Annotated in this window: 22 protein-coding genes and 1 pseudogene; 12 read left to right on the forward strand and 11 right to left on the reverse strand. The window is 54.9% G+C overall.

Going from position 1 to position 25,448, the window contains the following annotated elements:
* Positions 1 to 10: 10 nt before the first annotated feature.
* The 8 genes from AC0B60_RS07060 to cysQ form a co-directional block, all read right to left on the reverse strand.
* Complete coding sequence (locus AC0B60_RS07060) at positions 11 to 586, reverse strand: acyltransferase (protein WP_465085049.1); 576 nt, start codon at positions 584 to 586, stop codon at positions 11 to 13.
* A gap of 78 nt (positions 587 to 664) precedes the next feature.
* A complete protein-coding gene (locus tag AC0B60_RS07065; RefSeq protein ID WP_465085050.1) occupies positions 665 to 1,615 on the reverse strand; it encodes a Gfo/Idh/MocA family protein in 951 nt (316 codons plus the stop codon).
* A gap of 93 nt (positions 1,616 to 1,708) precedes the next feature.
* Positions 1,709 to 2,680: a Wzz/FepE/Etk N-terminal domain-containing protein gene (locus AC0B60_RS07070; protein WP_465085051.1), complete on the reverse strand. Its 972-nt coding sequence runs from the start codon at positions 2,678 to 2,680 to the stop codon at positions 1,709 to 1,711.
* Positions 2,680 to 5,283 (reverse strand): SLBB domain-containing protein, encoded by a 2,604-nt coding sequence (locus AC0B60_RS07075; protein ID WP_465085052.1) that lies wholly within the window; start codon positions 5,281 to 5,283, stop codon positions 2,680 to 2,682. Before AC0B60_RS07075 ends, AC0B60_RS07070 begins: the two co-directional genes overlap by 1 nt.
* A gap of 17 nt (positions 5,284 to 5,300) precedes the next feature.
* Positions 5,301 to 6,794 carry a capsule assembly Wzi family protein gene (locus AC0B60_RS07080; RefSeq protein ID WP_465085053.1) on the reverse strand — a complete coding sequence of 498 codons (1,494 nt, stop codon included), beginning with the start codon at positions 6,792 to 6,794 and terminating at the stop codon, positions 5,301 to 5,303.
* A 216-nt stretch (positions 6,795 to 7,010) separates the two neighbouring features.
* The gene (locus AC0B60_RS07085) at positions 7,011 to 7,778 is read right to left on the reverse strand and encodes a Wzz/FepE/Etk N-terminal domain-containing protein (RefSeq protein ID WP_465085054.1); all 768 of its coding nucleotides are present in this window, start codon (positions 7,776 to 7,778) and stop codon (positions 7,011 to 7,013) included.
* Positions 7,779 to 7,891: 113 nt separating this feature from the next.
* Complete coding sequence (gene rfaH / locus AC0B60_RS07090; protein WP_465085055.1) at positions 7,892 to 8,383, reverse strand: transcription/translation regulatory transformer protein RfaH; 492 nt, start codon at positions 8,381 to 8,383, stop codon at positions 7,892 to 7,894.
* Positions 8,380 to 9,147, reverse strand: a complete 768-nt coding sequence (gene cysQ / locus AC0B60_RS07095) for a 3'(2'),5'-bisphosphate nucleotidase CysQ (RefSeq protein ID WP_465085056.1) — start codon at positions 9,145 to 9,147, stop codon at positions 8,380 to 8,382. The genes rfaH and cysQ overlap by 4 nt, the downstream gene beginning before the upstream one ends.
* A gap of 186 nt (positions 9,148 to 9,333) precedes the next feature.
* Here cysQ and AC0B60_RS07100 point away from each other — a divergent pair.
* Positions 9,334 to 9,537: pseudogene (locus AC0B60_RS07100) on the forward strand (MBL fold metallo-hydrolase RNA specificity domain-containing protein); the annotation flags it as partial.
* Between the two features lie 63 nt (positions 9,538 to 9,600).
* On the opposite strand, the gene AC0B60_RS07105 reads toward AC0B60_RS07100, so the two are convergent.
* From AC0B60_RS07105 to AC0B60_RS07115, 3 genes are all read right to left on the reverse strand, one after another.
* Complete coding sequence (locus AC0B60_RS07105) at positions 9,601 to 10,044, reverse strand: pilin (protein WP_465085057.1); 444 nt, start codon at positions 10,042 to 10,044, stop codon at positions 9,601 to 9,603.
* A gap of 59 nt (positions 10,045 to 10,103) precedes the next feature.
* Positions 10,104 to 11,585: an O-antigen ligase family protein gene (locus AC0B60_RS07110; RefSeq protein WP_465085058.1), complete on the reverse strand. Its 1,482-nt coding sequence runs from the start codon at positions 11,583 to 11,585 to the stop codon at positions 10,104 to 10,106.
* Between the two features lie 158 nt (positions 11,586 to 11,743).
* The gene (locus AC0B60_RS07115) at positions 11,744 to 12,244 is read right to left on the reverse strand and encodes a pilin (RefSeq protein WP_465085059.1); all 501 of its coding nucleotides are present in this window, start codon (positions 12,242 to 12,244) and stop codon (positions 11,744 to 11,746) included.
* A 384-nt stretch (positions 12,245 to 12,628) separates the two neighbouring features.
* On the opposite strand from AC0B60_RS07115, the gene pilB reads away from it, so the two are divergent.
* The 11 genes from pilB (at position 12,629) to AC0B60_RS07170 (ending at position 25,436) form a co-directional block, all read left to right on the forward strand.
* The gene (pilB, locus tag AC0B60_RS07120) at positions 12,629 to 14,344 is read left to right on the forward strand and encodes a type IV-A pilus assembly ATPase PilB (protein ID WP_465085060.1); all 1,716 of its coding nucleotides are present in this window, start codon (positions 12,629 to 12,631) and stop codon (positions 14,342 to 14,344) included.
* 2 nt (positions 14,345 to 14,346) lie between these two features.
* Positions 14,347 to 15,567: a type II secretion system F family protein gene (locus AC0B60_RS07125; protein WP_465085061.1), complete on the forward strand. Its 1,221-nt coding sequence runs from the start codon at positions 14,347 to 14,349 to the stop codon at positions 15,565 to 15,567.
* Positions 15,568 to 15,632: 65 nt separating this feature from the next.
* Positions 15,633 to 16,508, forward strand: a complete 876-nt coding sequence (locus AC0B60_RS07130; protein ID WP_465085062.1) for a prepilin peptidase — start codon at positions 15,633 to 15,635, stop codon at positions 16,506 to 16,508.
* Positions 16,509 to 17,111 (forward strand): dephospho-CoA kinase, encoded by a 603-nt coding sequence (coaE, locus tag AC0B60_RS07135; RefSeq protein ID WP_465085063.1) that lies wholly within the window; start codon positions 16,509 to 16,511, stop codon positions 17,109 to 17,111.
* A 5-nt stretch (positions 17,112 to 17,116) separates the two neighbouring features.
* On the forward strand, positions 17,117 to 17,863 hold the full coding sequence (gene tsaA / locus AC0B60_RS07140) for a tRNA (N6-threonylcarbamoyladenosine(37)-N6)-methyltransferase TrmO (RefSeq protein WP_465085064.1): 747 nt from the start codon (positions 17,117 to 17,119) through the stop codon (positions 17,861 to 17,863).
* A 32-nt stretch (positions 17,864 to 17,895) separates the two neighbouring features.
* The gene (locus AC0B60_RS07145) at positions 17,896 to 20,256 is read left to right on the forward strand and encodes a hybrid sensor histidine kinase/response regulator (protein ID WP_465085065.1); all 2,361 of its coding nucleotides are present in this window, start codon (positions 17,896 to 17,898) and stop codon (positions 20,254 to 20,256) included.
* A 19-nt stretch (positions 20,257 to 20,275) separates the two neighbouring features.
* The gene (gene yacG, locus AC0B60_RS07150; RefSeq protein ID WP_465085066.1) at positions 20,276 to 20,464 is read left to right on the forward strand and encodes a DNA gyrase inhibitor YacG; all 189 of its coding nucleotides are present in this window, start codon (positions 20,276 to 20,278) and stop codon (positions 20,462 to 20,464) included.
* 101 nt (positions 20,465 to 20,565) lie between these two features.
* Complete coding sequence (locus tag AC0B60_RS07155) at positions 20,566 to 21,120, forward strand: YfaZ family outer membrane protein (protein WP_269400082.1); 555 nt, start codon at positions 20,566 to 20,568, stop codon at positions 21,118 to 21,120.
* 167 nt (positions 21,121 to 21,287) lie between these two features.
* Positions 21,288 to 23,486, forward strand: a complete 2,199-nt coding sequence (locus tag AC0B60_RS07160; protein ID WP_465085067.1) for a hypothetical protein — start codon at positions 21,288 to 21,290, stop codon at positions 23,484 to 23,486.
* Between the two features lie 78 nt (positions 23,487 to 23,564).
* Positions 23,565 to 24,491, forward strand: coding sequence for a glucosaminidase domain-containing protein (locus tag AC0B60_RS07165; protein ID WP_465085068.1), 927 nt, complete (start codon positions 23,565 to 23,567; stop codon positions 24,489 to 24,491).
* Positions 24,492 to 24,539: 48 nt separating this feature from the next.
* Positions 24,540 to 25,436, forward strand: a complete 897-nt coding sequence (locus tag AC0B60_RS07170; protein WP_465085069.1) for an acyltransferase — start codon at positions 24,540 to 24,542, stop codon at positions 25,434 to 25,436.
* The last annotated feature ends 12 nt before the right edge of the window (positions 25,437 to 25,448 follow it).

Here is a 25,448-nt window from a genome sequence, read left to right on the forward strand (position 1 = left end):
ACGGCCTGGGTCAGGCTTTTGAAAGTAGGCCATTGTTTAGCAAGTAAGTAGAGCCAGTATGGGCGCAAACAGCTTCCCCGTCACCGGAAACCGGCAAGTCCAGTTGCTCGCCAAACTCGCTCATCCAGCCAATCTGTCGGGCAGGAACACCCACCATTAACGCATACGCAGGTACATCTTTATTCACCACAGCACCAGCACCGATAAAGGAATAGGCCTCAATGGTAATACCACAGACAATTGTGCAATTGGCACCCAGTGTCGCGCCTTTCTTAACGATGGTATCCCGATACTCATCTTTCCGTTCTATTAGCGAGCGGGGGTTGTAGACGTTAGTAAACACCATGCTTGGTCCGCAGAATACGCCTTCTTCAAGGTGGACATTGTCGTACACAGAGACGTTGTTCTGAATTTTGCAATTGTCGCCAACGGTGACCTTGTTACCAACGAATACGCCCTGGCCCATGGAGACGTTCTTGCCGATTTTGGCTCCGCCGCAAACATGTACGAAATGCCAGACCCGGGAACCGTCTCCAATTTGGGCGCCTTCGTCTACGATGGCACTTGGGTGGATAGTAACGGACATGGGTGCTCCTTTTACTTTTAGAGTTGGGGGCCCTATCCTCCTTCCCCTCTCGTGCGAGGAGAAAAGGAGGCCTAATGATCAACCTTTGTTGAGGAAGGGGTGGTAATTACCCTTCAGGCCGATTGGATCGGCGTTGCGAATATTAGCAACGGTTTCGATAGCTACGCGATTATCTTCAAGGCCATAGCCGCGGCCCGCCAGAATCTCTTCGTAGCTGCGGGTATGGAGATCGGCAAAGCCACCGGAGAATTCCAGCTCTTCTCCATCAACAGTGATGGAGCGATACGTTCTTTGGCCTTGGGCTTTGGCACTCTCAGGGACATACTTGTAGTCTACTGACAGAAACCAGCGAACGCGGGCCTTTTCGTATTCAAGGTAGCCTGCCGCCATGGTGTCGCTGCTATGATGAACAACGTTTTCCTGAAGTTCACCGAAGATGAAGTGCAGCATGTCGTAGAAGTGCACCCCAATATTGGTCGCGATTCCACCGGATTTCTTTTCATCGCCCTTCCAGGACTGCATGTACCAGTGGCCGCGTGAGGTGATGTATGTCAGGTCGACTTCGTGCTTGGTATCTTTTTGCTCGCGTTTTACTTTTTCACGGAGTTCGATGATTGAGGGATGCACTCTGAGCTGGAGGATAGTATTTACCTTCTGCCCGGTGTCATTTTCTATCTCCTTAAGGCCGTCGATGTTCCAGGGATTCAACACCAGGGGTTTTTCACAGATCGCATCCGCACCTGAACGGAGTGCGAAGCGCATGTGGCTATCGTGCAGGTAGTTCGGAGAACAGATGGAGATATAATCGACTGCCCGCCCGCCGTTTGCGCGATGAAGCTTGTCAATATGGCGATCAAAGCGCTCAAACTCGGTGAAAAAGTCCGCATCTGGAAAAAAGCTGTCAATGATGCCAACGGAGTCATTTCTATCCAGTGCAGCAACCAACTCGTTGCCGGTGTCTTTGATGGCTTTCATATGACGGGGGGCGATATAGCCGGCGGCACCGATGAGGGCGAATGTCTTTTGCATTTTTGGTCCTTTCAACGAATATGAGATGGTCTGCGAATGGATTGTATTTCAAGTAAAAAGTTCAAAAGTAGCGAGTCGGAAGGTAACCGAGGGCTACTCTTTTTCTTCAGTTGTTTCCTCCTTACCCGAGCGAATGAAGGCTCGAACAAAGACGATGACGAGGCCCAGCATTCCGCCAAGCATAGTGGCAACTACAGCTATGAGTGCCCGTTTTGGTTCACTTTTTTCCTGGGGAATTACGGCCGGGTCTACCGTTTTAAAAACATACTCATTTTGGGCATTGGCCAGCATTACGGTTCGGGTTTCGCTTTCTATTAGTTGGTAAAACACCTGCTGCATGCCGGCTATATTGGTTTCATTGAGCTTTTCTTCCAGATAAGCAATGCGGGCTTCGGCATCCTGTACATCTTGCCGCCGCATGTGTTCGTTGATGTCTTTGATCAGCAGGTCTGCCCATTCTTTTGCCACGGGTGGAGAGAGGCTTTTTAGCCTTACTGTGAGCATCCCGGTTTCTTTGTCTTCAGATAGGCTGAGATGACCGTCCCTGAACTTCTTGACCATGTCCCAGTCAGTGGGCTTGAGACTTTCTCCGTCATCGTCCTGCCGCCACTCACCGCTTTGCACACTATAAATTTCTGGATCGATCACCCAGCTTTGAGTTTTCATATTCCAGGCTTCCGTCGCCATAAGCGGAACACTGAGGTTGTGGCGATGAATGAAGTCGGTAAGGAACGCGCGAGATTTAAGCACCTCTTTGGCAATGACGGTTTTGTTAGAACCACCGCCGCCCAGATTGATGCCAGCCAGACTTGCCAGGCCACCCAATTGGCCACTGATACCGCTGGGGTTGCCCTCACTTTGGGCTGGAGCCAGGAGTACGCTTGCCTGATAGATGTTGGGTTTGCTAAGTGCATAAAACACCCCTGCGACAGCAAAGAGGATGGTCGTTGCAACAATTATCCACTTGCCTTGCCATAGGGTGGTGAAGAGCTGACGGAGATCTATTTCGTCATTGGGGTGATATCTGGTCTCAGGCGGTTCTGGTACACGTTCGTATCGGGTCATTACAAGTTCCCTACCGCAGCTGCGCCCAGCGCCATCTGATAGACAATCTGGCTCACGTTACTCCAGAGCTCCAACTGATTCAGCCTGTCCACATCAATGGGCACAATAATAGTGTCACCCGGCGCCAGTTGCTGGCTGCGCCCGACGAACCAGCGACTTTTCTCGGGCAGTATCACGGAACCATCAGCCTTCACTACGTATACCCTTTCCTCATCCGCTTGTCGGGTTGGGCCGCCACTGCGTTCAAGGTAGTCATCCACGGTTAAACCCTCTGTATGCAGATGGCTGGTGGGGAACTGGACTTCGCCAAACACGCTGACGGCTTGTGGGATGGTTGGTACTGTTAATGTGTCACCATCCTGAAGGCGAATGGGCTGATAGTCGTCGCTGCCCACAACTGCCGCTAGGTTGATCACCATTCGCCCGACGGGGCGTGAATCCTGCACTTCTTCAAGCAGGTCCTGGACCTGCTGGGTGCGTTCCGCATTCTGGCCACCAAAGTCATCGCCTTCCAGTTGTACGCCTACCAAGTCACCCTGCAATCGCTCTTCAGCTTCACGCAGGCGCTGGGCCTCCAGTTGGCGGAGTTTCTCCCGAGTGAATATGGCGCCTTCCGGGAAGGCGTTGTCAGTGAGGCCTCCAGCGCGTTCGATCACGTCGCGGAGTGTTTCACCATTGCGAATAGTGTACTGGCCGGGGTAGCGGACTTCGCCATCCAGTTCGATGGTCCTGGCTTGGGCGAATTCCGGTATGGATTTGATCAGCAGGCGGTCCCGGCTTTTTAGCGCGGCGGAGGCCTGACCTTTCATGACCGCCTCCAGGTTCAGGCTTATGATCCTGGTTTCACCCGTGCCCTCTTCGTCCACTCCGAAACGGGCCAGTTCAGCGGTATAAAGGGAAGCTGAGTCTTTCAGGCCACCGGCTACGTAGATCGCATCTGAAACCTGCCGTGAGGCTGGTAACGGGTATTCTCCGGGGTAGCGTACCGGCCCTGTCACTTGGATGGTCTGTTGGGGAGCTCCCGGCTTGGCCTGGGCTTTAAGCCTTTGCAATACCGGTGCGAACAGCGCTTCGCGGCTGAAGCGGCTATAATCCACTTCATTGCCTTCTTCGCTGTTGGTGCCACCAAGGTTATTCGCAGGGATGCTTGTGCTGTTATTCGAAGCAGAGCGCACGGTCATCGTGTCGTTCTGGTCCTGGCTTTTTGCGATTACCTTGCCTTCATCCGCAAAAATCAGGAACTGGTCTTTTTCCTGCAGCAGAATATCGTTCTCGCCGCCGGGGTTGTTGAGGGCCTCTCGCAGGCGCAAGTTAATAACAGACACAGTGTCAGTATCCGGGTCGGTACGAACTATCGCGGCGTAGCGCTTGTCGGCTTCACGGAGAAGATCGCTATCCAGAGAGCGAATAACGGAGCTCACTCGCATGCCCGGTACCCAGGCATATCGTCCCGACCGAGTTGCAGCCCCGTTCACTTCCACGTACTGGCCGGTGATGTCGGAGATCGAAGCCACCTCTATTCGGTCGCCGGGTTTAACCTCTGCCTGCTTACCTTTTGGCGTGGTGAGGTTGGCTTCGGCGATGATGCGCAGGAAATCGTCATTGTTCCGCTCGATACGCACCAGTTGCGGATAGGCCTGCGGTGTTAAGCCACCGGCCAGATTCACCAGTTCCTGCAGGTTGGTGCCATTTTTTAGTTCGTAAAGTGCAGGGCGGTAGACTTCACCCTGCATGCCTACGCGGTCGCCCACGGGCGGGATGAAGATAACGTCGCCGGGTTGCAGGCGGTTGTCGTCAGAGGTGTCGCCCGCCAGCAACAGGTCGTACAGGTCCAGTTCGCCGACCAGCTTTCCGTCCCGCTTGTGTTGAATCTTACGTAGGGAGCCCGTGCGTTTAATACCGCCGGACACATAGAGCGCGTTGGTAATGGTAGAGAGGGAACTGACAGTGTAGGAACCGGCGTTTCGTGCTTCTCCCAGAACAAACACTCGCATGCTGCGCAGTTCTCCCAGGGAAACGCTGGCCTGCACACCGATGTATTGCTCGGAAACTCGCTTCTTAATCTGCTGCCTGGCTTGGTCAAACGTCAGGCCCGCAACGGTTTGGGGGCCTGATTGCGGAAAGCTGACGGTACCATCCCGAGAAACGGGCAGTTCCAGTTGCTGGTTTTCCTTGCCCCAGAGCTGTACCCGTAGTACATCGCCCGGGCCCAGAGTATAATCATTGGGAATGGGGATTTCGGTTACCGGTGCAAAAGTAGTAGGGCTGCCGGCGAACAGGTCATATCCGAAGGGCTTGAGGCCGCCATTTTTGCGATCCTGCTTTTCATCCCTTTTTTTCTCTTCTTGAGCCTGCATCCGCTCCTCGTCGGAAATCGCATCAACCGGCTCTACCACATTCACGCTCTGAGGCCTCCGGTCCCGCTGACTTGCAGAGCCTGCGATTGAATCCAGATCCACCCCATACTGGCTAGCCAGTGCTTCCTGTTGGGCCCTTGGCATGCTCTTGAACTGTTCAATCTGGGACTGACTTATGGATTGAGCAGCGGTGGTTACTGGCAATAAAAGCGCCAGTGATATCAGTAGTCGTTTGGTCAGGTTCACTTAGTCGAATCCGTTTTTTAGAAGCGATAACACCAGGCGGCACCGACAGACCATTGGTCTTTCTCGCCGCTGATGAATTCTATCTTTTTGTCGGTGGCCTGGGCCGTGATATCCAGCCATCCGTTGAGAAATTGCGTGCCGTAACCTACGGATACCATAGCAGCCGTTTGGTTGCCGTCAGGAACGGTGTAGAAGATGTCGTCATCTGTAACAACCGCACGGTTCTGGCCATCTTTATTGAGATCCAGGTAGGCTACAGAGGCCGAAAGGTTACGGCCATCCGGGAAAAAGTTGAATGCGCCAATAGTCAGAGATTCAGCGTCACCATCAACGGTGGAGGCCATGCTGCGGCCTTTGTGGCGATAACCGCTTTGATAGCGGGTGTGGCTATAGGTGATGTTGGGCATGGCATTGCCCAGAAAGTCATCAGCCAGCGTGTTGGCGTATTCTACAAACCATTGCTGATCACTCTCTAATAATTGAGTGGTCCAATCCGTACCCAACAGCCAGGATTTGCGGGCCGGGAAGGCACCGGCTTCGTCTTCGCCCATCATCTGGCCGTAGACACCCATGGCCTGATCGCCGATGGAAAAACCGTAGCGGGCGTCAATACTGGCCAATTGATTGCCAGGGTCGTTCTCTTCCAGTTGGCCGTTGTCACGGCCGATCAGGGCGTTCCAGATGGTGGAGGCACCTTCCGGCCTGCCTTCGCCACCGAACATGATGGCGCGGGAAAAGCCAATATCCAGGCCTTCGATGGGCCTTACCGTCAGGCGCATGCCTATCATCTTTGCATCAGCAACCGCACGCTCGCTTTCCAGTTGACCAACGAAGGTGGTGAACTGCCAGGGTCCGATCCATTTCAGCCAGGTGGTCTCCGGCTCTGCGGCGTCCTTACGGTTCAGCCACACAGCAGGCATCGGGCGGGCGTTATTGGAGAGGATCAAACTGCTTTGCCAACCCGGGCCCCACCAGCGGTCAATAGCGCCGGCACCGAACACCCAGTTGCCAGCGGTGGCTGCAAGGTAGGAGCCGTCCGGGCGTAGGGATTCATCGTCTTCCGGGTTGACCGCAAAGGCGGGCTTTACCCCGAAGGCGAAGGATTCGCCTTGCCATTGCAAGTTCAGGCTGGTTTCCGCTGCTTCACGAGGGCCGGCCTGGAAGCGTCGCACAAACGTCGGCTCGTTGGTCGCGCCCAGTTCGTATTCCGCGCGCCAGCCCTGCTTGCCCTGCTCGTCCATTTCGAATTTGAGGTAAGCCAACGGGCCGCCAATGGCCGATGTGTCGCTGCCAGTGTTCCGGCCCAGGCCACTTTGCACCGTGCCCATCATCACGGGCCAGGTGGAGGTCGTGCGGTCGAGGTGGCCACGGTCCGCCAGCTTTTGCAGTGCGAAGCGGGCGCGGTTGTCACCGGGTTCCAGCCAAGGGGCGGCATGGGCCATTGTCGAATGCGTAGAGACGATCAGGCACGCTACCGCCCCACCGACCAGGGTCCAGTGTTTTGAGGTCATATACCGACTAATTTCTGAAAATTGACAGGAAAAACGAACAACAAGGAGGGAACAACCAAATCCCAACTGTATCCCTGTCGGTTGATGAAGTTTCTGTGTCAAAAGCGCGACGATTTTACGGCATCCTATATGACACGCAAGTGACAATATCCCTGACACGCCCATTGCCAGGCCATTGGGAGGCAACAAATTGTTAAACGTCTTTCGAAATATATGTTACTGGTTAGCCTCCCGATATTTTGCTTTCACCAAACCGGCAAACTCTGCAAAGAACGCGGTCAATACCCCCGCCATTAACCCGAGCAATACCGACAGCACTGTAATCAGGCTTCGAGATGGGCCTGAGTTTCCGCCACTTTGCCTGCTAACCACCAAAGCCTCGAAAGGTGACAGAGCTTCCAGTTCCGATTCCAGTGCAAGTTGTTTCTCTACCGCCGATGCGATGGCGTCTCCGGTGTTCTCCCCCCCTTCCAGCATCTTGATAGTCGAAGCCAGGGATTCGATCTGCCTTTCAAAGCTTTTGCGAAGCATTGCCAAAACCTGGCCCTGCTCAGAACCCAATCGCTTAATTAATTGCCGATGACTCCTCTCAACAAGTTCTGTCTTGGTGGGTGAGGCACCAGAGACAATTCTAACAAGTCCGGTGTCTTCAGGGTTACTGGCTGTAATTTTGAACGGTAGATTACTACCGGCCTCTCCATGGTATTCAGCCTGGAGATCCGGCACCCAGAGACTGTCCAGCTCGGCGATGATGGTGGCGGGCTCTTCGAGATACTCGCCATTTGCCTTTTCGGCCAGTTTCACCAACGTGACATACTCGTACTTCTCTGGCATGAACAATGCGTATGCAAGGCCAGCAAGAGAGACCATCACGAAAACGACGTAGAACACCCGCCGGCGCCTGAGGAATGTCGTCGCCAGATCGACCAGGTTGATTTCGTCGTCGTACTGGGGGCGTGACGGCCCCTGAGGTGGTTCTATCATTCCGTAACCATTATTTATTGGGAGTTAATGACATTATGACCGTTTGAAGACCGAAGAGAAGTGAAGAAACATTCCTTTTGGGCTAAAGGTACGCGTTACCGGATTACGCTTTGCTAATCCGATCTGCGGGGATGAAGGGTTGACAGAGGAACTTTGACCGCTTGCTGCTTCTGCATAAAGCTGATCAGCACAACGGCCCGCTCATCGCCATCATAGGCCTGGAAGATGGCGCTAACCCCCTTAAACGGCCCGTCGTCCAGCTCCACAGCCTGGCCAGGTCTTATACCGCCTTGCTCCGCCACGGCGTGCAGGCTGCCTTTAATGTGCTGGATGACGCCATCCGGGATGGGGGCGGGTTTGTTGGCGAAGCTGACAATGCGCAGGATTCCACGTGTGGAGCGCAGCTTTCCCCACATTGGATCGGTTTGCTCCAGGTTCACGAACAGATAACCGGGGAACAATGGCTCCAGCTTTTTAGCTCGCTTACCAGCTTTTATTTTTTCAACCGTGATTTTCGGGTAGAAACAGGCGATGTCCTGGTTTTGCAGATGTGCCAGGGCGCGCTCGCCCTGACCGGGCTTGTGCTGTAGGGCGTACCAAGTCATTTGTACCAATTGCCGGCGGCAATGAAATGAGGGTTGAGCACATTTTCTTTGCCATACTGCAGGGGCGTACCGTCCGTTGTTTCCACTTTACCCCCGGCTGCACACAAAACCGCATGGGCCGCACCGGTATCCCACTCACAAGTTGGCCCCAGCCTTGGGTAGATGTCCGCATGGCCTTCAGCAATTTTGCAGAACTTGAGAGAACTGCCCGCCTGCACCAGCTCGTGGGCGCCAAGTTTGTTGATGAAGGCTTTGGTTTCGTCGTTCAAGTGGTTTTTGCTGGCAACAACGCGCTTGGCCTCACCAGGCTCGACCACACTGATCCGCCGGGTGCGACCGGTGCGATCGCGCTTATAGGCGCCCTCGCCTTTCAGGCCCCAGTAGGCTTCTTTCAACGCAGGCGCGGTTACGACCCCGAGAATGGGTTCGCCGTTTTCGATCAATGCGATGTTAACGGTGAATTCACCGGTACGTTGGGTGAAGTCCTTGGTGCCATCGATCGGGTCAATCAGCCAGAAGCGTCGCCACTGTTTACGCTCGCTCCACGGGATCTCTGCACCCTCTTCTGAAAGCACGGGAATGTCGTGACTGAGGTGCCGCAGGCCTGCCACAATCACCCGATGGCTGGCGACGTCTGCCGCGGTAATCGGCGACTCGTCCGCCTTAAAATCTACCTTGAAGTCCGTCATGTAGATGCTGAGCACCTTTTCGCTGGCGGCGCCTGCGATTTTCAGGACATCTGGGAGGATGGAGCTGTAGTGCATGAGGGTCGGCTTCCTGCGTCAGATTAATTGCGTTTGCGTATTATGGGCGATAGTGATGTAACACATCAAAACTATTACAGGGATGACATCATGAAGCTGACGTTCCTTGGCAGTGCGGGTACGGTGACCGGTTCACGCTACACCCCTCATTCGCCGTAGGCTGGGGAGTACTGGCCTGTTAAAGCAAAGGTTCACAATCTGGAGTCGCTGTCTGCACATGGGGACTACAACGAGATTCTACAGTGGCTCGGTGCCGGCAGTCTGAACCCTCAAAAGGTGTACATTACCCATGGTGAGGCCTTGGCGAGTGATGTTATGCAAAAACGGGTATGGGATAGGTTTGGGTGGGATATTGAGGTGGCTGAATTATTCGACGAGGTAGAGGTATAACTTTTGAATTCGAGGGAGGGCATGCGAGCATTCCCTCCCCTATCCAAAACTTCACCTAAGCAATCAGATCACCGTACATCCGCTGGGATTATACCTACCCTTCCAATTAGCGGCACCACTCGGGTCGATAATGCATTGCCAACTTCCGATAACCGAACGCTCCATACGGATAACAACACCCGCCAAGTCACTATGCGCATTGCCGCCCATGGTCACCTGGATGTGACCAGAACCGTCAGGATTTAACACCGCAATGTCCACCGCTGGAATGCCCGTTGTTAATGATGATGGCGAATAGCCGATGTCCGAATTGTCGACAGTTGCCCCATTCGCCAATCGCTCTTCGACTGCAGACTTATAGGCAGCCAGCTCGCCAAGCGCCCGATTTACCTGGGATTGCATAACATGGCCGTGATAACTGGGTATTGCGATGGCAGCAATAATCCCGATGATTGCGACGACAATCATCAATTCAATCAGCGTAAAGCCTTGGTGCTTCTTAGACATGGTTACCTTCCAGAAAATCAAGCATGACCATGCCATTGCAAGCACTGGGCCAGAATAACTTAACCTTCGGGGCGCGGGAAATTTCCGTGGAACCAGAATCTGGGCCAGTACGCAGCGTTGGGTCTTTCTTCATACTGAATCAAATCGGCGACCATCGCCTGATGGTATTCCCAAACCTGCGTGAACCAAATGACTCCGCCGAGCGTTATGGTCATTGCAAGCACCAAGTGAGTAGCGGTCGACCCTCCCTGATTCGATATTTTATTTACTTGGGAAGGCCGGCGTAGAATTAAGGACCAAAAGACCGACAACACAAGAAAGCCCACAAGCATGGATGCAGGAACAATAAAGACAGCGGAAAACCCGGCATGCACCAGACCAGCGACTGCGGAAGCGGTAAATGCAGCTAGCACCGCCGGATATTGATTCGTACCAGCTCGAACCTGATGAGCTTTGGCGACCACATTTCTTAGGGTTTCGGCCACAAGAACCAGCAGAGCCACTATCAGCAGCCCCCCATATTCCGCAGCCCACATTAGGTACATGTTATGGGGATGCCCCAGCCTTGAAGCTCTCGGAAAACCTTCGCTGATTGCCTGATGGGTGAGCCAGGACTGGGGCCCCATCCCAAAGGGGAAGTGTTGCAATGTCATATACCAGGCTTCAAGCCAGAGCGGCATACGCCCAGAGCCACCGGCGTGAAGCGAACGGACTATTACTCCCTCCGAGCCAATACTGGGAATAACTATGGAAAACAGAGTCCACGCCAAACCACCGAAGACAATAAATCGAAAGGAAATCGCCAGCCAAGGAAGGACTGCTCTGCCGTATAGCAGCCCCACCACCAACCCTGCTAAAGCGACGCTCAACATCGAGCCTCTTGCAGTGGTCATAAAAACCATCCACCACCAAATGGCGGCCGTAAAACCGACACCTATTTGCCATAACCTATTCTTGTTCAGCGGGCCACACATCATTGCCAAAGGGAGTATTGGTAATAACCAAGTCGCCATATGGCTCCAATACCGCATATTCACAAAACCCCAGGGGATGATGTCGGTGAGATCGGAGAACCCATCAACAATGGCAAAGAGGTAAACCGTCATCGTCATAGCTGCATAGAAAAAGCAGCCTATCGTCACGATATACACCAGCGCTAAAACTGCAGGCAGTGATAGCCGTTGCTCGTAAATACGCCAACCCACCACAGAAAAAGCAGCGAAATACAGCGAATACATGCCCGGCTCTACCCAGGAGAACTCTCCGGATACATTAAGAGTCGTCAGTATTAGAAAGGCCGCCGACACAAGAAACGCTGACCGGTTGGCCGGGAGCAGCTTCTGCCCCCCACCTCCTATAGGCTTCCAAACCAGCGCCACAACACTGGCCACCCACAACAAACCAAGCTGGAAAAACCTCTGATCTGCGTAGGCACCGAAAACGGCTGGCAGGAAGTCAGAAAACAGTGAAACAAGAACAACGGATGTAAATGTGGGCAGAAGAAAGTAGATCAGGAAACGACGAGATGCGGGCTGAATCAAATCAGAGAGTCTCCCTTTAAACCTAACAGAAGCCACTTTCCGGCCCTCCTTCCTGATCTTATTTATGATTTTGTGAAGATACACAAAAAACCCCGCCAAGTGGCGGGGTTTTTGAGTATTCTTGACTCACAACACTTCAAGCTGCAAGGCAATTCAACTTAGCTGTGAGGGCAACCAGCAGGTGCGTATGAGTCCTTCCAGCCTTTTGCCGGGTCGCCGTTGGTAATACCGCAGGACCAAGCGCCATTGATAGAACGACTAACAGTGATCGTTGCACCAGCGACTGCGCCAGAAGCATCGGTGCCCATTACGACGTTGTAGGACATGTCCGCCTGATCGCCGTTGTTAACAACCAAGCCGTTGGTTCCTTGCGTATCATCAACCAGGTTGGAGCCAGTCCAGCCGATACTAATTTGGCGAGGCGCAACACCCAGGTTATCCGCGCCATCAACAACTTCACCACCACTATTGAAGATACTTTCAGCGCTAGATTTCAGTGCGTTAACTTCACCAACCACACGAGAAACCTGAGTACGGGCGGTATAGTCCTGATACTGAGGAATGGCAACAGCTGCCAGGATACCGATGATCGCAACAACGATCATCAATTCGATCAGTGTGAAACCCTTCTGGGCGTGATTCATTTGGATGTTCTTCATTAGTCGACCTCTGTGTTTGTCGTTAATCCACTCGATACGGCCCGGGCCCGGCGGAGTCGCACCCCGTGACCGGTATCTAGAGCCTGGGTTTCGTTAAGCATTGCTCATGCCAACTAGATACAACTAACGACAAACAGCTTATTATCAGTACTTTATAAAACATTGTGAAATTCATCGTATCGACAAAATCGGTCGAACCCGTGCCCTCATGCGTCACTGGGTGACAATTATTGTCAGATAACGCACCCGTGCGCGCCGAGCTTTCCCGGCGCTGGGATCACTTCATTAAGCGCACGCCTTTCCAAACCGTTGCCAGCCATCTAAACTCACTCCATTAGACCAACATCCGTTTCAGACACTTAGGCTGCGTTTTTTACACAATTTATGTCTACCAATAAAAGCAATGTAACGCTTACGGGCCTGGCGAGACGCTTCGTCGATGACGGGCTTCTCGATGAATCCACCGCGAAAGATGCCTTTCTTCAAGCATCCCACAATCGCATTCCACTCATTACCTATCTGGTGCAGAACAACCTTGCGAACAGCGGGGGGCTAGCCTTTTCCGCTGCGATGGAGTTTGGAGTTTCGGTCCTGGATCTCAACGCTTTTATGCCGGAGATGATGCCGGACAAAGTGGTCGACGAGAAACTGATACGCAAACACAACGCCCTCCCCCTCTACAAACGTGGAAACCGGCTTTTTATTGCGGTCTCAGACCCAACGAACATTCAAGCGCTGGACGAGATCAAGTTCAACACTGGCCTGAGCACCGACGCCATTCTGGTTGACGACGCCAAGCTCCGGGACGCCATTGATAAGTATCTTGAGTCCCATGATACGTCGATGGGTGATCTGGATGACGCCGACCTTGAAGGCGTTGAAACCGAAGGCGGCGAGCAGGAAGACGACGCCGTTGCTGCGACGAGCGATGTCGATGACGCCCCCATTGTAAAGTACGTGAACAAGATGCTTCTCGACGCCATTCGCGGGGGCGCTTCAGACGTTCACTTTGAACCCTATGAGAAAACCTATCGGGTTCGATACCGCACCGACGGCATTCTGAAGGAAATGTCGCGACCTTCCATCAAGCTGGCGCCCAAGATTTCCGCCCGGGTAAAGATTATGGCGCAGCTGGATATCTCAGAGCGCCGGGTCCCCCAGGACGGCCGGATCAAGATGAAGCTGTCCAAAACAAAGGCCATCGACTTCCGGGTCAACACCCTGCCGACACTCTGGGGTGAAAAGATAGTTTTGCGGATTCTGGATCCAAGCCAGGCTAAGCTGGGTATCGACGTTCTGGGCTATGAAGAAGAACAGAAGCAGCTGTTTATGGATGCACTAGAGCAACCGCAGGGGATGATACTGGTAACAGGCCCCACTGGCTCGGGCAAGACGGTTTCCCTTTATACCGGCCTGAACATACTGAACACGCCCGAAAGAAACATTTCCACAGCGGAAGACCCGGCGGAAATCAACCTCGAGGGTATCAACCAGGTCAACGTAAACACCAGGGTTGGCCTCGGATTTGCAGAGGCGCTGAGGGCCTTTCTGCGTCAGGACCCAGACATCATCATGGTGGGCGAGATCCGTGACCTTGAAACGGCGAACATCGCTATCAAGGCAGCGCAAACGGGGCACCTGGTGCTGTCGACCCTGCACACCAACAGCGCTGCAGAAACGCTCACTCGCATGATGAACATGGGCGTTCCTTCCTTCAACATCGCCACGTCGGTGAGCCTGATCATTGCCCAGCGACTGGGCCGTCGGCTTTGCAATTCTTGCAGACAACCGGCCGACATCCCAAAAGACGTGCTTTTAGCGGAGGGGTTCACACAGGAACAAATTGATACAGGGTTCACGTTGTACCGTCCCAAGGGCTGTGATAAATGCAATGGAGGATATAAAGGCCGCGTCGGAATTTACGAAGTGGTCAAGATTACTGACGAGCTGGCGAACATGATTATGGAAGAGGCCAGTTCGATTAAAATTGCAAAGCAGGCACTGGCTGAAGGCTTCCCGAATTTGCGGCAGTCCGCCCTCAAGAAGGTGATTGAGGGCGTGACCAGCCTTGAGGAAGCCAACCGCGTGACGAAGGATTAAGCATGGCAGAAAAAGCAGAAAAACTTCAGGCATTCGTCTGGGAAGGCAAAGACCGCAAGGGCAACAAAACCAAGGGCGAGGTGTCTGGCACCAACCTGGCTTTGGTAAAAGCCCAGTTGCGGAAGCAGGGTATTATCCCTGACAAAGTGAGGAAGAAACCAAAACCCCTGTTTGGTGGCAGTAAGAAGATCACGCCTTTCGACATTGCCATGCTTACTCGTCAGCTTGCCACCATGATGAAGGCCGGCGTGCCGTTGGTTCAGAGCTTTGACATCGTGGCTGACGGTCTTGAGAACAAGGGCCTTCAGGAACTGGTCACCAACATTCGCAACGATATTTCTTCGGGTACCAGTTTCGCAGGAGCTCTGAGAAAGTACCCCAGGCACTTCGATGATTTGTACTGCAACCTTGTGGATTCCGGGGAGAAGGCCGGCGCACTGGAAAGCATGCTGGACCGCATCGCCACGTACCTTGAGAAAACTGAAATCCTCAAGAAGAAAGTCAAGAAAGCGATGACTTACCCTGCTGCCATTGTCGTGGTGGCCATCGTCGTAACCGCTATTCTTCTGGTAAAAGTCGTGCCTCAGTTCGAAAGTCTTTTCAAGGGCTTTGGTGCGGATCTGCCGGTATTCACACAGATGGTAGTCAGGCTGTCTGAGTGGCTTCAAACTTGGTGGTTTGTGGTACTACTCGGCATTGTTGGTACGATCTTCCTGTTCAAGGAGGCTGTTCGACGATCCCAGAAGTTCTCTGATCTTGTCGACAAATACGTGCTAAAACTGCCCGTTGTTGGTGAAATTCTGGACAAATCAGCCGTCGCCAAGTTCGGACGGGTACTTTCCACGACCTTTGCGGCCGGTGTGCCGCTTGTCGATGCTCTGGATTCTGTCGCCGGCGCAACGGGCAACGCCATCTATCGCGATGCCATTCAGCGAATAAAGAACGATGTTTCGAGCGGCACCCAACTGCAGGCCACCATGCGCCAGCAGGATGTGTTCCCCGTTATGGCTGTGCAATTAACGGCCATCGGTGAAGAGTCCGGTAACCTGGATGAAATGCTGGAGAAAGTCGCTGTCCATTACGAAGCAGTAGTGGATGACATGGTCGACAACCTCACAGCCCTGCTGGAGCCGATCATTATGGCTGTACTGGGCGTACTTGTCGGCGGCTTGATTATCGCTATGTACCTGCCGATCTTCCAGATGGGTCAGGTTGTTGGCTGACAACACCCTCCGCCCCCTCTCCCACAAAGGGAGAGGGGGCTTGATGGCGCAGATAGAGAGTTTTGATGATTCCCCTTGATACGTTGCTTGCCACTCCCTGGCTTCTCTATACCGTTGTTGTCTTTATCTCCCTCTGCATCGGCAGCTTCCTGAATGTGGTCATCCTTCGCCTGCCAAAAATGATGCAACAGGATTGGCGTTGTCAGTGTGAAGAATTTCTGGAGCTTCCCGAAGGTCAGCGCAAAGGCGATGAGCAGATCACTCTCTCCAAACCCGCATCCACCTGCCCTTCCTGCGGCCATAGCATTCGCGCCTGGGAAAACATCCCGGTGATCAGCTATCTGGTTCTGGGTGGCAAGTGCGCATCCTGCAAGACGGGCATTTCACCTCGCTACCCGATTATTGAAGCCATTACGGCCCTGTTCTCAGTGGTGACCATTCTAGTCGTGGGGCCTTCTGAGGCTGCACTATGGTCTCTGCTCCTGGTGTGGGTGTTGATCGCGCTGACAGTGATTGATTTCGACACCCAGTTGTTGCCAGACAGCATGACTCTGCCCCTCATGTGGCTCGGGCTGGTCTTGAACTATTTCGGTGTACTGACGGAATTCAGCAGTGCGTTCTGGGGCGCGGTGGCAGGCTATCTCTCATTGTGGTCGGTGTACTGGCTGTTCAAACTGGTGACTGGCAAGGAAGGCATGGGGCATGGCGACTTCAAGCTGCTGGCCGCTCTAGGGGCCTGGCTGGGCTGGGAGTTGCTGCCCGCGGTGATTTTGTTGTCGTCTTTGGTCGGCGCCGTCGTGGGAATTAGTCTGATGGTGTTTCGAAAACACGGCCGCGAGGTGCCAATTCCGTTCGGGCCCTACTTAGCGGCGGCCGGGTTGTTGTGCCTTTGGTTTGGTACAGAGATTCAGGTGGCCTGGTATGCCTATTTGGGGGGTTGAATGGCAGTCGTAGGCCTCACTGGCGGGATCGGCTCCGGTAAATCCACGGTGGCGCGGTTGTTCGGGGCGCTGAGTGTGCACTGGGTGGATGCGGATGATGTTGCCCGTGAAGTGGTCGAACCCGGCACTCCCGCTCTCGAAAGGATTGCGGAGCATTTTGGCCAGGATATCCTGCTAGCGGATGGCGGCCTGGACCGTGCGGCGCTAAGGCGGATCGTATTCGATGCGCCAGAGGAGCGGGCCTGGCTGGAGGCGCTGTTGCACCCGGTGATTCGTGAAGAACTGATGCGGCAGCTGCATCCGGATAACTACGCCCTGCCCTATGTGCTTCTGGTATCGCCTTTATTGCTGGAAACCGATCAGCACGAGCTGGTGGAGAAGACCGTGGTGGTGGATGTGCCGGTAGATGTGCAAATCCAAAGAACCATGGCCAGGGACACCAACGATAGAGAGCAGGTAAAGCGAATTATAGCTGCTCAAATGCCGCGTGAGCAGCGGCTCCAGAAAGCCGATGAAGTAGTCAATAACAACCTGCCCGTGGCCGATGTAGAACGCCAGGTTGAAGAGTTGCACCAAACGTTTCTGGCGGCCTTTGGGCGCTAACGTTTATGAGCCGCCATCCTTCTCGTCCTTCTGCTGAAGCATTAACACTAACGCCCATCGCACTTACCCGTTCCTGTTTTCGTGACAAGTTTGGCGTGCCCCGCCAACCGGGGCTGACCCGTTTTGCTCACGCTGATCTGATCATCCAATCGCCGTTTGATCGCGAGGATGCGTTCCGGGGGCTGGAAACCGCCAGCCACCTATGGCTCACGTTCCAGTTCCATGAAGCGGTGCGGGCGGAGTGGCGCCCGGTGGTTCGACCACCTCGACTGGGGGGTAACAAGAAGATAGGCGTTTTCGCAAGCCGGTCACCTTTCCGTCCCAACAGCCTCGGACTGTCAGTAGTGCGAAATGAAGGACTGACGCGGGATGCGGGCGGTCGCCTGATTTTGCGGATTGGGGACCACGATCTGATAGACGGCACCCCTATCCTGGATATCAAACCCTATCTGCCATTTTCGGATTCGGTGCCAAAAGCCACCTTGGGATGGGCGGAGTCGGCACCGACGGAGCGTTTACCCGTGATATTCCTGGATGAAGCAGACCAACAGCTTGCTGCCTTGCCAGCGGACCAGTATCCGGATTTCCGAGGCTTGATAGAGGATGTGGTGAGCTACGACCCTCGCCCGTCGTTCCGACGTGGTCGGGATGAAGAACGGATTTACGGAGCGCATTTGTACGACCTGAATGTGCGCTTCCGCTTTGTCCATGATGAATCACAGGAACGTGTCGAAGTGCTAACGGTCTGTTAAACTGCAGAACGGTTGTTTTTTCGACACAGGGAATGCGTGCCTTGCCTCCGATCCGGTTATTCAGACGAATAGGTGTACGGCCACTGGCTGCCAGGCTGCTGGTATATGTTCTGTTGTTCAGCCTTATCCTGTCTCTGGCGGCCACGGGCGTACAGATGATCGGCGAGTTTGAGCGCAGAACCGAAGAGTTGCGTAGTACCCAGGAGCGGGCGGCGGAACTGGTTGCCGGCAGCATGAGCAACAACCTTTGGCTGATGAACTACAGCGAGGTGGCGAACAGCCTGGACGACATGCGAGCGATTCCGGTTATCCAGCATGCCCGGGTGATCACCGTCGCTGGCGAGGAGTTCAGTACGGGTACCTATCCGGATGGCCGGGTAATCAGCCAATCCTTTCCCCTGATGTTCAATCGCGCGTCCCTCAAGAACCCGGAAGCCATGGGCACGCTGACCGTGACGTCGTCCGTGGAAACCGTCTACAACGAACTAATGGACCGAGCGCTGCTCACTCTGTTGTTCCAGTCGATGATCGTGATGCTGGGTACACTCGGGCTTTTGGTCATTGTTCGGCTCACTCTTTCCCGCCATCTGGAGTCGATTGCAGACTACGCCGCCCGGCTCAACCTGGACGCACTGATTGAGCCGCTAGAGCTTCGCCGCAAGCGCCCAAAGCGGGGTGACGAGCTGAGCGAGCTGGAGCAGGCGCTGAATACGATGCGCCTGCAGTTGCTGGAAGACACCCGCTCCCTGCGCCAGACTTCCATCCAATCCCAGGATGAACGGGATCAAGCCGTGCGGGCAAACCGTGCAAAGAATCAGTTCCTCGCTAACGTCAGCCATGAATTGCGCATTCCGCTGCAATCTGTCCTCGGCTACGCCAACCTTCTGTCAGACACCCCCCTGGATCAGGATCAGCGGGAATATGTCCACACCCTACTCAACGCATCTGAGGGGTTGTCGGCCATTATTAACGATCTGCTGGACATTTCCAGCATGGAAGCCGGCAAGCTGGTGCTGGATGACATTCCCTTTGACCTTCGCGACACCTTGAATGACCTGGTGCACATGCTGGGCGCACGGGCCCGGGAAAAGGGCCTGGCGTTAGAATTACGGATTGATGAAAACCTGCCCTGGGCATTGAAGGGCGACCCGGTGCGGCTGAGGCAGATACTGCTGAACATGACGTCCAACGCCATCAAATTTACCGATTCCGGGCATGTGCTGATCAGCATTGAGGTACTGGGTCGGCGGGACAATAATGTGCGCCTGCGAATGGCGGTCGAGGACACCGGCGTGGGAATCAATCCTGAGGACATCCCGCTGGTCTATGAGCCCTATGTTCAGCTTGGCCAGCGTTTTCAGCGCCAGCTGCCGGGCGCTGGGCTGGGCCTGACTATCTGCCGCCAGTTGGTTCAGTTGATGGACGGCTCACTGGACCTTGAGAGCAAGCCCGGCGAGGGTTCTACCTTCTGGATGGAACTCAGCCTGCAGGTTGCGCCCGAGAGCGCTGCCCGCGGCCGGCCGGATACCAGCATGATCCGAGGGCGGCACATTCTGGTGGTGGACTCCTATGAACTGTCCCGCAAGATCACCCTGGAAATGCTTTCGCGCCATGAGTTGGATATCGAAGCGGTGAGATCCGCCGGTGAAGCACTGACCTCATTGCGGCTGGCATCGGACAACCGCAAGCCCTTTGATGCACTGGTTCTGGACGGATTTGTACCGGATATGGACAGTGATCTGTTGTGCCGACAGATCCGCAGCAACCCGGAGTGGGGGCACACACGGCTATTGATTCTGTCTTCTAACCCCCAGCGGGGGGACGCAGAGCATTTCCGACAGGCCGGCGCCGATGCCTTCCTGAGCAAGTCCCTGCGGGAGTCATGCCTGACCCCCATCCTGCACCAACTGTTTTCGGATTCCACTCGTAACGAACGCCGCTTCCTGACCCGTTTTTCCCTGCAAGCCGTCAGTGATAACACCCGCCGCCAGGAGTTACCCTGCGGCCGCATGAAAGTTCTGTTGGTGGAAGATAACCCGGTCAACCGCACCCTCACCCGCCGGCTGCTGGAAAAACTGGGTTGTGATGTGATGACGGCGAATGACGGCGAAGCTGCCTCCAGTCTCTGGCAATGGCACCCCTTTGACTTGATCTTCATGGATTGTGTGATGCCCCGCGTCGATGGTTTCGAGGCCACTCGCCGCCTGCGCCAATGGGAGAAGGACCACAACCGCGACCGGGTACCTGTGGTGGCGCTGACCGCAAGTGCCATGGAAAAGGATGAGGAGCACTGCCGCGAGGCAGGAATGGATTCGTTTGTTGCCAAGCCGGTCAATATTGAAATGCTGCGGGCGGTTCTGGAACAATACTGCCAAGCTTCCGCATCCACCTGAATACCGACACAAGGCCACCATGAACGTAGAATGCCCTAACTGTAAGAAGTCCGTGGAATGGAATGAGAACAACCCTTTTCGACCTTTCTGTTCCGAACGCTGTAAACTGATCGACTTGGGCGCCTGGGCCAATGAGGAATACCGCGTTCCCGCAGAAAATGCGTCCCCCGATGATCTGGACCAGGGCGGCGACACAACCAGCCATTGATCGCCCGCATTAACCTGCCCTTAACCCGTTTTAAGTTGAGCCGCCCGGGCCGGACCGTTAACATTCCGGCGGTTACATTCAAACATTAAGAAGGTCGAAGAATGAAAGCGTCCCGAATTCCCCTTATCGTTCTGTCACTTGCGGCAGCGCCTGTATACGCCTCCGATGTTGACCTGAGCCTGACCAACGACTCGGTCAAGGGCCAGGTCAACTTCTTCGGCACCAATTCCGACATCCAGGTGGGCACCGGCTATACCTATCACGAAGGCAGCCGTCACATTGGCAACGTGGATTTCCACGCCCAGGGCCGCACGGCCATTGGTAACCTGCCCACCACAGCGGGCATTGGTGTTCGCGCCTTCGGATGGGATGATGATCGGCTGGACGGCGGTGCCGTGGCTCTCGGCGGCTTTGCCACCGTGAACGTGCCCAACGTACCCGGGTTGTCGTTCACCGGCGGGCTTCACTACGCGCCCAGCATCCTTGCATTTGGCGATTCCGATGACCTCACCAGCCTTGAGCTTCGCGGCAGCTACCGTGTTATCCGCAACGCTGAGCTATTTGCCGGTTACCGCTACCTGAATACCGACTTTGACGGTCGCGGTGACCTGAACCTGGATGAAGGCGTCATGGCTGGTATGAAGATCTTCTTCTAATCAGGCCCTGACCCTTAAAGAACTACCCCGCCCGCCCTAATCAGGGCGGGGCTAGGGTTAGAGTTACCTCTCCCCGTTTTCGTGCCCTTCCTCACTCTTTGTGTCTTGCCAACTTGATAGACTTCTGGCTCACGCTCCGGGAACGTTTATCTGGCATGGACAACCCTATGTTTCACTTAGCTGCACGGGCCTTCACCGCCGTTTTCATCCTATCCACTGTCACATCGATCGCCGGCTGCGACGGTAGTGGCGACGCGAACGACGACGTGGCGGGCCGGGGAAACAGCTTCCCGCCGACAAAAAACGCGATCGACGATTTCACGCCGGGCTCAACCGGTGACTCCAACAATGCATCAGGCCTGGCCCGAAATGAAGTGCGGGTCACCATGGAAGTGCCGGAATCTGTTGCACCCGGTGGTGAGTTGACACGCCGCAATCTGCGTATCGTTGAACCGGACACCATCCGGGTTTACCAGACCGACCAGACCCTCCGTGAACTCGGCTCAGTAGACACACGGTCCCGCCAGGAAGACAGCGGGCGAACTGTTATTCGCTTTGAGGAAGGGCTACCAATCGGGCCGGATGTGGTGATCGAGGCCACCTATGGCAACAGCCGTATGCGGGCACTGGCAGCGGACGCGGACCGTGACGTGAAGGTGAATCCATTCTCGGAATACCTTGTGGCCAACTCGCTGGACAGCTACAGCTCTGGTGAGTTCTCCCAGATCATGGACTGCGTGAACGACGCCGACAGCACCCTTTGTTTGAATAAGTATGTCTGGTCCACCCTCGCCGATCAGGTCCATGATTTTGAGATCGATATACCCGGCAATCTTGATGTCGATGGGGCGCTCACCCTACTTGAGGGTCGAGGAGACTTTGCACGCTACGTTGATGCCATGGCCGACTACGCACTGTTGGGAGAGAACTCTTCCGGTAAGATTGAGGCGAGCTCGGCGGATTACCATTCGGTGTTCTGGGGCATAGAGCTGGGGCAGACATTCCTCGAATCCAGCATTGCCGGCTCCGGCCAATGGGGCGTGCGGATCGCCCGAGAGGAAACCACGACTGACCAGAACGGTACCGGCTATGTTTACCCGGGCATGACGCTGACCTCCTTCGACGCTTTCAATATTCGAGTCACGTCCCTGGCCAGCGATATCCCCTATGATCGCCGGGCCCTAATACACGCCGATGGCAATGAATTCTTCGACCGCCCATCATGGGATTTGAATACTCATTCCTCATCCCCTGGCGCTGCCACATTGGAAGACGAAACCCGCCTGCTGGCTGGTCGCGCCCTTTATCAGAGCATCACCGGCCGCAGTAGCTCGCGGATCATCGGCTGGACCCGCAATCCGTATTTCCTGAATGCGTATGTCGGCGGTGGCACCGAGCAACCCGACCGCGTACTCAGCGGGTATTTCAGTGCCGGGAAAGCGATTGAGCTGCGCTCCGAAAGCGGCGAACTGAAACGCGAACTTACGCTGGAAGATCACTACCTGTCCGTGTTTGAACTGAATCTGCTAAGAGAGGAAGGGTTTGAGCGTCAGACATTAGACGGCCACTACAACGTGGCTTACCTTTCCACCCGCATGGGCGATGAGAGTGAGCCCTTCGTGGTTGAGTCCGGCGTGGGGAACTGGCAGATCACTGGCCCATCCGTCACCCAGACCATGGCGACCACCATCCTTCGCAGGGACAACACGGGGACCGTCACTGTTTCCGTGCCAGCGGACAACCCCGGCCAGCGAAACGCCAACTGGGTCATCAGCGAACGCCAGTCGCGGGCCTACGACCCGAACACCGGCAACCGTATTGTCAGTAACGGCCGCCTCAATTTGGACCGGAACAACGCCGCCGGCCTGGATGAGAAACCGGAGGTCGCCGTCGGTGCGTCAACGCCAGACGGCTCCCTGATGGCCTTCAACCTGGACACCAACGCCATCGGTGATGGACTTTTGGTGGCTGCAGAACAGGCCAACGCCGCACCACCCAGCCAGGGGCACTACCGCCTTCAGGGTGTGGGCCTTGGAATGGATCAGGCCAGTAATCGGCTGACGCATTTCGATAATGCCCTGCTGGTCATTGAGTCCTCCGGCAGCGCCCGTCTGGAAGGACGGACGCTCGATATTACCCATCAGGTCAATGCCGAATCCGTTTCCACTCCGCAGGCACAGTCGCCCGGGACGATATCCCTGGCATACACCGCCAGCAACACCGGGACTGTAACGTTTAGTTCGGGCAGCCTGACGCTGGATGGCTTTTTTACCAGCGATCAGGATCAGTTTTTCCTGCAACTCAGGCAGACAGAGGGCCAGGAAGAGGTACTCGGATTGCTCATGGCGACACGCCTGCCAGAATAGCGGGGAGCAAACCACCCAGGCGACGTTGGCGTATAACCTGTTATAATTGCTGTCATATCGATTGTAACGAGAGGTTTTATGTCTTCTGGTATCCGGGCACTGTGGTTGATAGTTCCGCTGATGGTTTTTGGTATGTGGGGCATACTGCACACCCCTGACCCAGACCACGACCGCGACAATGAAGACTCGGATGTCGCCTTGGCCAAATTGCCTTCACTCCCCAGCTGGTCACGAGCGGACTTGCCGGATTTCTCTGCCTATCGTGATACCACCGAAAAGAAGGCTGCGTTTTTCTCGTTCCTGTACCCACGTATTGTGCTGGCAAACTCCCGCATTCTGATTGAACGTGATTACCTGGACAGCCTGGCCAGCAAGGACGAACTCAACAAATCGGAACTGACCTGGTTGAAAAAACAGGCCGAACGACTGAGGGTGGATGAGGAACCCGCCAGCGAGACCATGTTCCGGCGCCTGCGGAACCGTCTTGATGTCATTCCGCCTTCACTGGTGCTCGCGCAGGCCGCCAATGAATCTGCCTGGGGCACCTCTCGTTTTGCCCGCAGAGGCAACAACCTGTTCGGCCAATGGTGCTTCTCCCAAGGCTGCGGCCTGGTGCCTCGAGGGCGCGTTGAGGGCGCCAGTCATGAAGTGGCAAGCTTCTCTTCGCCTTATCTGTCTGTGCGCTCTTACATTCAGAACCTGAATCGCCATCCGACCTACCAGTTGCTCAGGGACATTCGCCTGAAAGCTCGCAACCGTGATGATATCGCTAGTGGCCTTAGTCTTGCTGCCGGTTTGCTGGGGTATTCCGAAAGAGGTGAGGACTATGTGGAAGAGATTCGCAGCATGATCCGTCACAACAACCTGAATTATTTCGACGAGGCCTTCCAGACCATTGTTCAGGATACCGATTCTCAAATGCTGTCGGAGCTGGCCACGGCGAAGCAGGAGGAGGTACTCTTGCCCGGCACCTCCACCACTGACGACACCAGTAACGAGGGCTGACACCGCTATCACACAACCAAGCTGATTCGTATTCCGGAGACTCGGTCAATGTTCAGGTTCTTGCCCGCACCCGTCAAAGGCGTGCTCGCAGTGCTTTGTATTGTTCTCAACACCCTTTGGCTATTCCCGATCCTGATGGTGTTTGCCGTGATCAAGCTATTGATCCCGACCCCTTCGGTTCGCAAAGGCTGCACCATTGTGCTCAACCGCATCGCGTGGTTCTGGATTGGCTTCAATAATGTGCTGGCTGACGTGCTTCACAACATCGAATGGGATGTCCGCGGCGCTGAAGGTCTGAGCCGGGAGCACTGGTATTTCGTCACCTGCAACCATCAGAGCTGGGCTGACATTCCTGCCATCCAACACGTATTGAACAGCCGCATCCCGCTACTCAAATTTTTCCTCAAACAACAATTGATCTGGGTACCCTTACTGGGTGTGGCCTGGTGGGCGCTGGATTTTCCATTCATGCGGCGCCACACCAAGGAGCAGGTTGCCCGGCGTCCGGAATTGAAGGGCAAGGACGTGGAAGCCACTCGGGCCGCCTGCGAGAAGTTTCGGTATACACCGGTGACCATTTTCAACTTCATGGAAGGTACGCGGCTCACACCGGCCAAGCATCAGAGCCAGGGCTCGCCCCACAAACACCTGTTGAAGCCCCGCGCCGGTGGTACAGCCTTTGTGCTGGAAGCCATGGGTGAGTCCCTACACACCATGCTCGATGTGACCATCGTCTATCCGGAGGGCAAGTCCGGCATTTGGGATTACCTGTGTGGGCGAATCCAACGGATTGTGGTAGATATCCGAACGCGGGAAATTCCACACCGTTTCCTGGGTATGGACTACGAAAACAACCGTGAAATACGAGCGGATTTCCAGCGCTGGGTAAGCCAGGTATGGGAAGAAAAGGATGCCCTCATAGACGAGCTGAAGCACTCAGCCTGAGTAGCGATAGCG

The organism is Marinobacter sp. V34, from assembly GCF_055524115.1.